The organism is Actinospica durhamensis, from assembly GCF_018139695.1.
In the GTDB taxonomy this organism is placed as follows: Bacteria; Actinomycetota; Actinomycetes; order Streptomycetales; family Catenulisporaceae; genus Actinospica; species Actinospica durhamensis.
Window position 1 is genome coordinate 1 of sequence record NZ_JAGSOG010000250.1, and the last position, 12,713, is coordinate 12,713.

Here is a 12,713-nt window from a genome sequence, read left to right on the forward strand (position 1 = left end):
CGGAAGCTAAGCCCGCCAGCGCCGATGGTACTGCCAGGGAGACCTGGTGGGAGAGTAGGACGCCGCCGCACTCACCGTGAAACCCGTAGGCCCCCGACCAGCAATGGTCAGGGGCCTACAGGCGTTTATGCGGACATACGGAAACAGCGTCGGGCCCCACATGCGGACATCCGGGAACAGCGTCAGGCCCCACAGGCAGGCCGTATAAACAAGCCCCACAAACGCGTGATCCCCCGCTGCCGGCTTCGCGCCGGCTGCGGGGGATCACGCCCTTCTGGGGCTGTGCAGAGCCTGGGGTGTTCCCTCGGCTTAGTCCTCGTCCTCGTCCAGCAGCTCTTCCTCGTCGAGGTCCGAGTCGGAGAAGTCGGTGTCGAAGTTGACCGCACGGCGGGCGTCGGGGTCGAGCACGCCCCATTCGATCAGCAGGTCGACCAGCACGGACGGCTGCAGGTCGAAGATGACCGAGAGCGTGCGCAGGTCGTCCTGGCGGATGGAGAGCACCCGGCCGTTGTAGTCGCCGCGCTGGCTCTGGATGGCGGCGACGTAGCGCAGCAGCGGGGCGGCCTTGTCCTCGCCCAGGTTCTGCAGCACCTCAAGGTTGAGCATGAGCTTCGGCGGCAGCTCGGCCGCGGCGTTGGGGCTGCCGCCCGGCAGGAGCTCGTGCACCGGCACACCGTAGAAGTGCGCCAGCTCGGCCAGACGCTGCACCGTCACGGCGCGGTCGCCGCGCTCGTAGGAGCCGACGACGACAGCCTTCCAGCGACCCTGGGACTTCTGCTCGACACCGTGCAGCGAAAGACCCTGCTGGGTCCTGATCGCGCGGAGCCGGGCGCCCAGCGCCTTGGCGTACTCGGTAGACATAGGATCTCCCCATCGAAGGCTCATGGTGGTTCGCGGTCAGCCATCCCGGCGACCTTGACGGATGTTACGCAGAGTAACCTACCTTCGTCAAGGCAGCAGGTCATCTGATGACCGGCGTTTCTATATCTGACAGCTTATGTCACGATCAATGTGCTCTCGCACCCGCCTCCCTGGCTGAAACCCGTCGTCCACGACGTGCCTCGGCAGTGCGGTGGGGTACCGGTCGCCGGCGTTTGGCGCAATCGGGGGGCGCTCTTGACGGGGTTTTGACCCGTGGACACGTGTGATCACTCGCCCTGATAGGGTGGAGCGCGTCCGACGTCCTTTAAGTCCTGTCCTGTGAGGCAGGGAAGGGGGTCTGCTTCGGCATGACCGATGTGACCGTACCCACCGCGGCCGAGAACGCCGCCTCCGGGCTGCGCGCTCCGGCTCCCATGCGAGCCGTGCTCGACGCGGCCGCCGTGCAGCGGGCGTTGACCCGCATAGCGCACGAGATCCTCGAACGAACCCAGGGCGCCGACGACGCGGTGCTGCTCGGCATCCCCACCCGCGGCGCGCACCTGGCCGCCCGCCTGGCCCGGCAGATCGCCGAGGTCGAGGGGCGCACGCTGCCGCACGGCACCCTCGACGTCACCATGTACCGCGACGACCTGCGCCTGCGGCCCGCCCGCACGCTGGGCCACACCGAGATCCCGGACGGCGGCGTGGACGGCAAGCTCGTGGTGCTGGTCGACGACGTGCTCTTCTCCGGCCGCACCATCCGCGCCGCGCTCGACGCGCTGGCCGATCTCGGCCGGCCCCGCGCCGTGCAGCTCGCCGTCCTGGTCGACCGCGGCCACCGGGAACTGCCCATCCGCGCCGACTACGTCGGCAAGAACCTGCCCACCGCGCAGCGTGAAACGGTCCAGGTCCGCCTGGCCGAGATCGACCGCGAGGACGCGGTGCTGCTCGGCACCAAGCCGGAGCGGGAGGCGGGCCGATGAGCGCCGGACCCCGCAGGCACCTGCTGTCCACCGCCGACCTCTCGGCCGAGGACGCCATGCTGATCCTGGACACCGCGGCCGAGTTCGCCCGGCTGGCCGACCGTCCGATCAAGAAGCTGCCGACGCTGCGCGGCCGCACCGTGGTGAACCTCTTCTACGAGGACTCCACCCGCACCCGGATCTCCTTCGAGACCGCGGCCAAGCGGCTGAGCGCGGACGTGATCAACTTCTCCGCCAAGGGTTCGAGCGTGTCCAAGGGCGAGTCGCTCAAGGACACCGCGCTCACCCTCGAGGCCATGGGCGCCGACGCCGTGGTCGTGCGGCACTGGGCCTCCGGCGGCGCGCACCGGCTGGCCCACGCCGGCTGGATCCGCAGCGCCGTGGTCAACGCCGGCGACGGCACCCACGAGCACCCGACCCAGGCCCTGCTCGACGCCTACACCCTGCGCGCGCGCCTCGGCGGGCTCGAGGGACGCCGCGTGACCGTCGTCGGCGACGTGCTGCACAGCCGGGTGGCCCGCTCCAACGTGCGGCTGCTCGCCACGCTCGGCGCCGAGGTCACCCTGGTGGCCCCGCCCACGCTGATGCCGTTCGGCGTCGAGGGCTGGCCCTGCTCGTCCTCCTACGCGCTCGACCCGGTGCTGCCCAAGAGCGACGCCGTGATGATGCTGCGGGTGCAGCGCGAGCGGATGGACCAGGCCTTCTTCCCGACCGAGCGCGAGTACTCGCGCCGCTACGGGATGCACGCCGACCGCATGGCCCAACTGCCCGAGCACGCCGTGGTCATGCACCCGGGACCGATGAACCGCGGTCTTGAGATCTCCGCCGAAGTGGCCGACTCGGCCCGTTCCACCGTCACCGAGCAGGTCGCCAACGGCGTCTCGGTCCGCATGGCGGTGCTCTATCTGCTGCTCGGCGGCAGCGAACCGGCGATCGGCACCGAGGACGAAGGAGAGCGGCGATGACGAACTGGACCATCAAGGGGGCGAGCCCGCTCGGCGGCCCGGCGCGCGACCTGTACGTGCGCGAGGGCCGGATCGCCGAGGCGCCCGCGCCGGACGCCACCGTGATCGACGCGGCCGGCCTGATCGCCCTGCCCGGCCTGGTCGACCTGCACACCCACCTGCGCGAGCCCGGCCGCGAGGACGCCGAGACCGTGCTCTCCGGCAGCCGCGCCGCCGCGGCCGGCGGCTTCACCGCCGTGCACGCCATGGCCAACACCGACCCGGTGGCCGACACCGCGGGCGTGGTCGAGCAGGTCTGGCGGCTCGGGCGCGAGGCCGGTTACTGCGACGTGCAGCCGGTCGGCGCCGTCACCGTCGGGATCGCCGGCGAGCGCCTGGCCGAGCTCGGTGCGATGGCCGAGAGCGCGGCCCGGGTCCGGATCTTCTCGGACGACGGCCACTGTGTCTCGGACGCCGCGCTGATGCGCCGTGCGCTGGAGTACGTCAAGGCTTTCGGCGGCGTCGTCGCGCAGCACGCGCAGGAGCCGCGGCTGACCGAGGGCGCGCAGATGAACGAGGGCGAGCTGTCCGACGTGCTCGGCCTGCGCGGCTGGCCCGCGGTCGCCGAGGAGGCGATCATCGCGCGCGACGTCCTGCTCGCCGCGCACACCGGCTCCCGCCTGCACGTGTGCCACCTGTCCACGGCCGGCTCGGTCGAGATCGTGCGCTGGGCCAAGTCCAAGGGCTACCCGGTCACCGCCGAGGTCACCCCGCACCACCTGCTGCTGACCGAGGACCTGGTGCGCGGCTACGACCCGGTGTACAAGGTCAACCCGCCGCTGCGCAGCAAGGACGACGTCGAGGCCGTACGCGCGGGTCTGGCCGACGGCGCCATCGACGTCGTCGCCACCGACCACGCCCCGCATCCGGTCGAGGCCAAGGACTGCGAGTGGGCCGTGGCGGCCATGGGCATGCTGGGTCTGGAGACGGCCCTGTCCGTGGTGCAGCAGACCATGGTGGCCACCGGCCTGCTGGACTGGGCCGGCGTGGCCGACCGGATGTCCGTGCGCGCCGCCCGGATCGGCCAGCTCGAGGAGCACGGCCGCCCGCTCGAGGTGGGCGAACCGGCCAACCTCACCCTGCTCGACCCGGCCGCTGCCCGGGTGATCGAGCCCGCGAGCCTGCACTCGCGCTCGCGCAACACGCCCTTCGCTGGGCTCGAACTGCCCGGCGCCGTCCACGCGACCCTGTTGCGCGGAACGGCGACGGTGCTCGACGGAAAGGTGGTGGATCGGTGAGCGCTCTGACCACCGCGTCCGCGTCCGTGCTCGCCTCGGGTGAGCACAGTGCCCCGGTGACGCAGCTCGCCGCGCGCCTCGGACTGACCGTGCTGCTGCTCGCGGTGTTCGGCGGGCTGTGCGCGCTGATGTGGCGCGGCTACCAGCGCCGGGCCGCGCGCCAGTCCGACCTGCCCGCGCCCGCCTCCGTCGCGCCGAGCCCGCTGGACCCGGCCGCCGGCGTCGAGGGCGTCTACGGCTCGACCACCACCCACGGCGACTGGCTCGACCGGATCGCCGTGCACGGGCTCGGCGTACGCAGCAACGCCTGGGTCTCGGTCACCGGCGAGGGAGTCTTCTTCGCCCGCGAGGCCGCACCCGACCTGTTCATCCCGGCCGCGGACCTGGTCAGCGCCGAACTCGCCCCGGGCATCGCCGGGAAGGTGACCGGCGGCACCGGCGTCGTCCTGGTGACCTGGCGGCTGGGGGAGCGGACCCTGGACACCGGCTTCCACCCGCGGGCCAAGGCCGAGCGTGAAGTGCTCGTCGACGCGATCAACGCCCTGAGCAAGGAAGGAGCGTCCGCGTGACCAGCGAGACGCACGCCCCGCACCACCGCGAGGAGGCCGTACTCGTCCTCGAGGACGGCCGCAGCTTCCGCGGCGAGGCCTACGGCGCCGTGGGCGAGACCTACGGCGAGGCCGTCTTCTCCACCGGCATGACCGGCTACCAGGAGACGCTCACCGACCCGTCCTACTGCGGGCAGGTCGTGGTGATGACCTCCCCGCACGTCGGCAACACCGGCGTGAACGACGAGGACGCCGAGTCCCGCCGCCCCGGCGCCGACTCCGGCCGGATCTGGGTGTCCGGCTACGTCGTGCGCGACCCGGCCCGCCGCCCCTCCAACTGGCGCTCGCGCCGCGGCCTCGACGAGGAGCTGCGCACCCAGGGCATCGTCGGCATCAGCGGCATCGACACCCGCGCCCTGACCCGCCACCTGCGCGAGCGCGGGGCCATGCGGGTGGGCATCTTCTCCGGGGTCTCCGCCCAGGCCGACCCGTCCGCGCTGGTGCAGCGGGTGCTGGCCAGCCCGGAGATGGCCGGGGCCGACTTCGTGGGCGAGGTCACCACGGCCGAGCCGTACGTCATCGAGCCCGTCGGCACGCACAAGTTCACCGTCGCGGCGATCGACCTCGGTATCAAGACCATGACGCCCGAGCGGATGGCCGAGCGCGGTATCCGGGTGCACGTGCTGCCCGGAGACGCCACCCTCGAGCAGGTGCTCGCACTGCGCCCGGACGGGGTGTTCTTCTCCAACGGCCCGGGCGACCCGGCCACCGCGCACGGACCGGTCGCGCTGGTCCAGGGCCTGCTCGAGCGGCGCACGCCGGTGTTCGGCATCTGCTTCGGCAACCAGATCCTCGGCCGCGCCCTCGGCTTCGGCACCTACAAGCTCAAGTACGGCCACCGCGGCATCAACCAGCCCGTGCAGGACCGCCTGACCGGCAAGGTCGAGGTCACCGCGCACAACCACGGCTTCGCCGTGGACGCCCCGGCCGACCGCGTCTCCGAGACCCCCTACGGCCGGGTCGAGGTCAGCCACGTCAACCTCAACGACGGCGTGGTCGAGGGCCTGCGCGCCCTGGACGTGCCCGCGTTCTCGGTGCAGTACCACCCCGAGGCGGCGGCAGGACCGCACGACGCGGCCTACCTGTTCGACCGTTTCACCGACCTGATGACCCAGCACCGGAACGACCCGGCGCACAACGAGCACCGGAAGGACGGGGCCTGATGCCGCGGCGGGAAGATCTCAAGTCGGTACTGGTGATCGGTTCTGGCCCGATCGTCATCGGCCAGGCCTGCGAGTTCGACTACTCGGGCACCCAGGCCTGCCGCGTACTCAAGGCCGAGGGCCTGCGCGTGGTGCTGGTGAACTCGAACCCGGCCACCATCATGACCGACCCCGAATTCGCCGACGCCACCTACGTCGAGCCGATCACCCCGGAGTTCGTCGAGAAGATCATCGCCAAGGAGCGCCCGGACGCCCTGCTGCCCACCCTCGGCGGGCAGACCGCGCTCAACACCGCGGTCTCGCTGGCCAAGGCCGGTGTGCTGGAGAAGTACGGGGTCGAGCTCATCGGCGCCGATATCGAGGCGATCGAGCGCGGCGAGGACCGGGAGAAGTTCAAGGGCATCGTCGCGCAGGTGGGCGCCGAGTCCGCCCGCTCGGTGATCTGCCACTCCATGGACGACTGCCTGGCCGCGGTCGAGCGCCTCGGCGGCTACCCCGTCGTGGTGCGCCCGTCCTTCACCATGGGCGGCGCGGGCTCCGGCTTCGCGCACGACGAGAAGGACCTGCGCCGCATCGCCGGCACCGGCCTGCAGCTCTCGCCCACCACCGAGGTGCTCCTGGAGGAGTCCATCCTCGGCTGGAAGGAGTACGAGCTCGAACTCATGCGGGACCGCGCCGACAACGTCGTGGTGGTCTGCTCGATCGAGAACCTCGACCCGATGGGCGTGCACACCGGCGACTCGATCACCGTCGCCCCGTCGATGACGCTGACCGACCGCGAGTACCAGCGGCTGCGCGACATCGGCATCGACATCATCCGGGCCGTGGGCGTGGACACCGGCGGCTGCAACATCCAGTTCGCGGTCAACCCGGACGACGGCCGGATCATCGTGATCGAGATGAACCCGCGCGTCTCGCGCTCCTCCGCGCTCGCGTCCAAGGCCACCGGCTTCCCGATCGCGAAGATCGCCGCGCGCCTGGCCGTCGGCTACACCCTGGACGAGATCCCGAACGACATCACCCGCGAGACCCCGGCCTCGTTCGAGCCGACCCTCGACTACGTCGTGGTGAAGGTCCCGCGCTTCGCCTTCGAGAAGTTCCCGCTCGCCGACGCGTCGCTCACCACGACCATGAAGTCGGTCGGCGAGGCGATGGCGATCGGACGCAACTTCCCCGAGGCGCTGCAGAAGGCGCTGCGCTCGCTGGAGAAGAAGGGCTCGGAGTTCTCCTTCGCCGGTCAGGCCGACGCCGGCGAGAAGGCCGCCCTGCTGGCCAAGTCCGCGATCCCCACCGACGGCCGGATCAACACCGTCATGGAAGCCCTGCGCGCAGGCGCGAGCCTCGAAGAGGTCTTCGACGCCACCAAGATCGACCCCTGGTTCATCGACCAGTTCCAGCTCATCCACGAGGTGGCGCAGGAAATCGCGGCCGCCCCGGACCTCACCGAGGCGCTGCTGCGCCGGGCCAAGCGCTACGGCTTCTCGGACACGCAGATCGCCGAGATCCGCAGCATGGACGAGGCCGTCGTGCGGGCGGTGCGCCACGCGCTGGGCGTGCGGCCGGTGTACAAGACCGTCGACACCTGCGCGGCCGAGTTCGCCGCGGCCACCCCGTACCACTACTCCTCCTACGACGAGGAGACCGAGGTCGCCCCGCGCGAGCGGCCCGCCGTGCTGATCCTGGGCTCCGGCCCGAACCGGATCGGCCAGGGCGTGGAGTTCGACTACTCCTGCGTGCACGCCTCCTTCGCGCTGCGCGAGGCCGGCTACGAGACCGTCATGGTCAACTGCAACCCGGAGACCGTCTCCACCGACTACGACACCTCCGACCGGCTCTACTTCGAGCCGCTCACCCTGGAGGACGTGCTCGAGGTCTTCCACGCCGAGTCCCAGGCCGGACCGGTCGCGGGCGTGATCGTGCAGCTCGGCGGCCAGACCCCGCTGGGCCTGGCGCAGCGGCTCAAGGACGCGGGCGTGCCGATCGTGGGCACCAGCCCCGAGGCCATCCACCTCGCCGAGGAGCGCGGCGCGTTCGGGCGGGTGCTGGAAGAAGCCGGGCTCAACGCCCCGAAGCACGGCACCGCGTTCTCGTTCCACCAGGCCAAGGGCATCGCGGACGAGATCGGCTACCCGGTGCTGGTGCGTCCGAGCTACGTGCTCGGCGGGCGCGGCATGGAGATCGTGTACGACGAGCCCTCGCTCGCCTCGTACCTCGAGCGCCACGCCGGCCTGATCTCCGAGCACCCGGTGCTGGTGGACCGCTTCCTCGACGACGCCATCGAGATCGACGTCGACGCCCTGTTCGACGGCGAGGAGCTCTACCTCGGCGGCGTCATGGAGCACATCGAGGAGGCCGGCATCCACTCCGGCGACTCCGCCTGCGCGCTGCCGCCGATCACCCTCGGCAGCCACGACATCAAGCGGCTGCGCGCCTCCACCGAGCTGATCGCACGCGGCGTCGGAGTACGCGGGCTGATCAACATCCAGTTCGCGCTCGCCGGGGACATCCTCTACGTCCTCGAGGCCAACCCGCGCGCCTCGCGCACCGTCCCGTTCGTGTCCAAGGCCACGGCGGTGCCGCTGGCCAAGGCGGCCGCCCGCATCTCCCTCGGCGCCACGATCGCCGACCTGCGCGCCGAGGGCCTGCTCCCGGTCGTCGGCGACGGCGGCACGCTGCCGCTGGACGCGCCGATCGCGGTCAAGGAGGCCGTGATGCCGTGGTCGCGCTTCCGCACCCCCGACGGCCAAGGCGTGGACGTGGTGCTCGGCCCGGAGATGAAGTCCACCGGCGAGGTCATGGGCATCGACGCCGACTTCGGCACCGCGTTCGCCAAGTCCCAGGCCGGCGCCTACGGTGCACTGCCGACCAAGGGCCGGGTGTTCGTCTCCGTGGCCAACCGGGACAAGCGCTCCATGATCTTCCCGGTCAAGGTGCTCGCCGACCTCGGCTTCGAGATCCTGGCCACCGAGGGCACCGCGGAAGTGCTGCGCCGCAACGGCATCCTCGCCACGCAGGTGCGCAAGCAGTACGAGGGCACCGGACCGGCGGGTGAGCCCACCATCGTGCAGCGGATCCTGGCCGGCGAAGTCGACCTGATCATCAACACCCCCTACGGCGTCGGCCCCCGTCTGGACGGCTACGACATCCGCACCGCGGCCGTCTCGACCGGCAAGCCCTGCATCACCACGGTCCAGGGCCTCGCCGCCGCAGTCCAGGGCATCGAGGCGCAGCTGCGCGGCGAAATCGGCGTCGGCTCGCTGCAGGAGCACGCCAAGCGCCTCCAGGCGCATCGTGACGGCGAGGCCGGCGTCGGCTCGGCGCGGGCAGGCCGCGATGGCGCGATCGGCGTCGATTCCTCGCAGCCCGGCCGCCGTGATGGCGGGGTCGGCGGCGCTTCGCACGGTGGCGAGATCACCCCCGACTCGCCGCAGGCGCACCACGACGGAGCGGTGTGATGCTGTATCAGGCCCTCTTCCGGGCCGTGTTCTCCAAGATGGACCCGGAGCGCGCCCACCACCTCGGGTTCGGCGCGATCCGGGCCACCGCGGCGATCCCCGGCGCGGCCCCGGCACTGCGGTCCGTCCTCGGCCCCCGCGACCCGGCGCTCGCCGTCAAGGCGCTGGGGCTGGAGTTCCCCGGCCCCTTCGGCCTGGCCGCCGGCTTCGACAAGAACGCCGTCGGCATCGACGGCCTGGCCGCACTCGGCTTCGCCTTCGTCGAGGTGGGCACGGTCACCGGCAGGCCCCAGCCCGGCAACGAAGCCCCCCGGCTGTTCCGGCTGACGCAGGATCGCTGCCTGATCAACCGGATGGGCTTCAACAACGACGGCGCCGACGCCGTAGCCGACCGCCTCGCCCGCCGAGCCGAGAAGCTCCGAGGCCGGCGCCGCCCCGACCCCGTGATCGTCGGCGTGAACATCGGCAAGACGAAGCTGGTCCCCGAGCAGGAGGCCATCGCAGACTACGTGCACTCCGCCACCGCGCTCGCCCCGTACGCCGACTACCTGACGGTCAACGTCTCCTCCCCGAACACCCCCGGCCTGCGCAACCTCCAGGCCGTGGAGGTGCTCAGGCCCCTGCTGCTCGCAGTGAGGGAAGCAGCGAACCAAGCAGTCCCCGACCGCCACGTCCCACTCCTGGTCAAGATCGCCCCCGACCTAGCCGACGAAGACGTGACGGCAGTAGCCGACCTGGCCGTAGAGATCGGCCTAGACGGAATCATCGCCACCAACACCACCATCTCCCGCGAAGGCCTAGCCACCCCCCGCCCCGAAGTAGAAGCCCGCGGCGCAGGCGGCCTATCCGGCCCAGTCCTGCGCCCCCGCGCCCTCGAAGTACTGCGCGCCCTGCGCACCAGGGTCGGCCCCGAGATGACGCTCATCGGCGTAGGCGGCATCACCACCGCAGCCGACGCCCAGGAATTCCTCGACGCCGGCGCAACCCTGCTGCAGGGCTACACCGGCTTCATCTACCAGGGCCCCTTCTGGGCCCGCCGAATCCACCGCGGCCTGAGTCGTGGGCGGGGACGGGGACGGGGACGCGGGCTCGGGCACGAACATGGGCACGGGCACGGGGTTGATCAGGGCCATCAGGGCCGTGGTGGTAACGATGGTCGTGGGGATAGTACGTCCGGGGCTTCGCAGTGACTATGCGGCCGACGATGGCGGTGGCCGCACATCCGGCTGCCGCTGGGATCACGCGTCCGCACGTCGCAACGGCCTCACACCTGCGCGTCGCACTGACCTCACGCCCGCAGGCCGCAGTGACCTCGCGCCCGTGGGTCTCACCGACCGCACATCCGGTGGACAGTGGTGACTTTCCGCAGGGCAGCCACGGGATTTCACGCCGGCAGGCTACAACGAATGCATATCCGGCGAGCAGCGGCGCCCTCACGCCGGGTGGTCACCGGACCTCGCGCCTGCAGGCTGCAGTGAGCACATATGCGGTGAACTGCGGTGACCTCACATCGGGTGGTCGCCGGGCCTCGCGCCTGCGGGTCGCAGTGGGCGCATATCCGGTGGGCAGCGGCGTCCTCACGCCGGGTGGTCGCCGGGCCTCGCGCCGCCTGCATGCCGCACCGACCTCACACCCGCAGGCCGTGTCGACCTCACGCCGGGGTAGCGCAGTGACCTCGCACCACAACATTGGGAACCTTGGGAGGACGCAGTGACCACGACGGATCATCACTCGACCACGCAGCCCGGCCCGCTGCCGCGCCCCGAGGACACCTTCGGCGCACGGCTGCGCAAGGCCATGGACACTCGTGGCCCGCTGTGTGTCGGCATCGACCCGCACGCGGCGCTGCTCGGCGCGTGGAGCCTGCCGGACTCCGTGGCCGGGCTCGAGCGCTTCGCCCTGACCGTGGTCGAGGCGCTGGCCGACCGCATCGCCGTACTCAAGCCGCAGTCCTCGTTCTTCGAGCGCTTCGGCTCAGCCGGCATCGCTGTGCTCGAACGCACCATCGCCGAGGCGCGCGCCGCCGGAGCGCTGGTGATCCTCGACGCCAAGCGCGGCGACATCGGCTCCACGGTCGAGGCTTACGCGGACGCGTACCTGGACCCGTCATCCCCGCTGTTCGCCGACGCCGTGACGGTCTCGCCGTACCTGGGCTTCGGTGCCCTCGAACCGTTCCTCGGCGCCGCCGAGCGCAATGGTTGCGGTGTCTTCGTGCTCGCCTTCACCTCCAATCCCGAGGGCGCCTCAGTACAGCGCGCAGTGACTCCCGACGGCACGGCCGTGGGCGCCGCAATCCTGGCCCAGGCCGCCGAGCGCAACGGCACGGCCGTGCCGATGGGCCCCGTCGGCGCAGTCATCGGCGCCACACTCACCGACCCGATCCCGTTCGACCTCGCAAGCCTCAACGGCGCCCTGCTCGCCCCCGGCCTCGGTGCCCAGGGCGCGACCCCGCAGGACCTGCGCGCCGTCTTCGGCGACGCACTGGCCAACGTCGTCCCGTCCATGTCACGCGAAGTCCTGCGCCACGGCCCCGACGTCCCCGTCCTGCGCCGCGTCGCCCGCCAAGCCGTGAAGGACTGCCGCATCGCCCTCGGCTACGCCTTCCCAGACCACTGACGCTCGACGTCATAGTGAGCGAACGCCCACCCGCCGTATGAACCGGCTGGAAAACGGACCGAGAGCACTAACGCGCCTCCTGCCCAGCGACCTGCCCGGTGAGCGCACTCGGCAACCGACGCTCGCTATCCCAGCAAGCTGACTGGTGAACGAGCCGGCGGTTGAACTCGCGCCCGCTGCGTGGGCGTGCACGAGTCTCCCGCCCGGCGAACGGACCGAGCGGAACTGGCCCGCTCCTTCCAAGTGCGCTGCCTGGTGAGCGCACTTGGCGGACCAACGCTCGCTTTCCCAGCAAGTTGCCTGATACACGAGCCCGGCTGTTGGGCTCGCGCCCGCGCCCGCTGCGTGGGCGTGCACGAGTCTCCCGCCCGGCGAATGGACCGAGTCGCACTGACCCGCTCCTTCTCAGAGCGCTTCCAGGTGAGCGGACTCGGCGGACCAACGCTCGCCTTCCCCAGCAAGCTGGCTGGTGCACGAGCCCGGCGGTTGGACTCGCGCCCGTGCACGCCGCGTGGGCGCGCACGATCTGCCGCCTGCAGAACGGAATGCGACAGCTGCTGGAGCGCGTGCATGTCCGCGGCCATGCACGAGCCCGCGATGCTGGGTGTACGGCCGCGGGCTGCGCGCCGGCACGTGGCCCGCACCACCGCACGCCAGTTATCGCAGACCTGTCACCTCACCGTCGCTGTACCCGTTGCGGTCGCTGGTCGCTGGTCGCTGGTCGCTGGTCGCTGGTCGCCCGTCGCCCGTCGCCCGTCGCCCGTCGCCCGTCATCGGCCCCCCGT

Annotated in this window: 9 protein-coding genes and 1 rRNA gene; 9 read left to right on the forward strand and 1 reads right to left on the reverse strand. The window is 71.3% G+C overall.

What is annotated here, in order from left to right:
- Positions 1-71 (forward strand): 5S ribosomal RNA (gene rrf / locus KDL01_RS46855); the annotation flags it as partial.
- A 238-nt stretch (positions 72-309) separates the two neighbouring features.
- Here the strand turns inward: rrf and bldD are convergent.
- Positions 310-861: a transcriptional regulator BldD gene (gene bldD, locus KDL01_RS32335; RefSeq protein WP_212532472.1), complete on the reverse strand. Its 552-nt coding sequence runs from the start codon at positions 859-861 to the stop codon at positions 310-312.
- 434 nt (positions 862-1,295) lie between these two features.
- Here bldD and pyrR point away from each other — a divergent pair, with 434 nt between their 5' ends.
- The 8 genes from pyrR (at position 1,296) to pyrF (ending at position 11,928) form a co-directional block, all read left to right on the forward strand.
- Complete coding sequence (pyrR, locus tag KDL01_RS32340; protein WP_212532479.1) at positions 1,296-1,844, forward strand: bifunctional pyr operon transcriptional regulator/uracil phosphoribosyltransferase PyrR; 549 nt, start codon at positions 1,296-1,298, stop codon at positions 1,842-1,844.
- On the forward strand, positions 1,841-2,809 hold the full coding sequence (locus tag KDL01_RS32345; protein WP_212532473.1) for an aspartate carbamoyltransferase catalytic subunit: 969 nt from the start codon (positions 1,841-1,843) through the stop codon (positions 2,807-2,809). The genes pyrR and KDL01_RS32345 overlap by 4 nt, the downstream gene beginning before the upstream one ends.
- Positions 2,806-4,086 carry a dihydroorotase gene (locus tag KDL01_RS32350; protein ID WP_212532474.1) on the forward strand — a complete coding sequence of 427 codons (1,281 nt, stop codon included), beginning with the start codon at positions 2,806-2,808 and terminating at the stop codon, positions 4,084-4,086. The genes KDL01_RS32345 and KDL01_RS32350 overlap by 4 nt, the downstream gene beginning before the upstream one ends.
- A complete protein-coding gene (locus KDL01_RS32355; RefSeq protein WP_212532475.1) occupies positions 4,083-4,655 on the forward strand; it encodes a PH-like domain-containing protein in 573 nt (190 codons plus the stop codon). Before KDL01_RS32350 ends, KDL01_RS32355 begins: the two co-directional genes overlap by 4 nt.
- Positions 4,652-5,857, forward strand: coding sequence for a glutamine-hydrolyzing carbamoyl-phosphate synthase small subunit (carA, locus tag KDL01_RS32360; protein ID WP_212532476.1), 1,206 nt, complete (start codon positions 4,652-4,654; stop codon positions 5,855-5,857). The genes KDL01_RS32355 and carA overlap by 4 nt, the downstream gene beginning before the upstream one ends.
- Positions 5,857-9,312, forward strand: a complete 3,456-nt coding sequence (gene carB, locus KDL01_RS32365; RefSeq protein ID WP_212532477.1) for a carbamoyl-phosphate synthase large subunit — start codon at positions 5,857-5,859, stop codon at positions 9,310-9,312. The genes carA and carB overlap by 1 nt, the downstream gene beginning before the upstream one ends.
- Before the next feature lie 2 nt (positions 9,313-9,314).
- On the forward strand, positions 9,315-10,502 hold the full coding sequence (locus tag KDL01_RS32370) for a quinone-dependent dihydroorotate dehydrogenase (protein ID WP_368861690.1): 1,188 nt from the start codon (positions 9,315-9,317) through the stop codon (positions 10,500-10,502).
- A 562-nt stretch (positions 10,503-11,064) separates the two neighbouring features.
- Complete coding sequence (gene pyrF, locus KDL01_RS32375; RefSeq protein ID WP_368861691.1) at positions 11,065-11,928, forward strand: orotidine-5'-phosphate decarboxylase; 864 nt, start codon at positions 11,065-11,067, stop codon at positions 11,926-11,928.
- Positions 11,929-12,713: the final 785 nt, after the last annotated feature.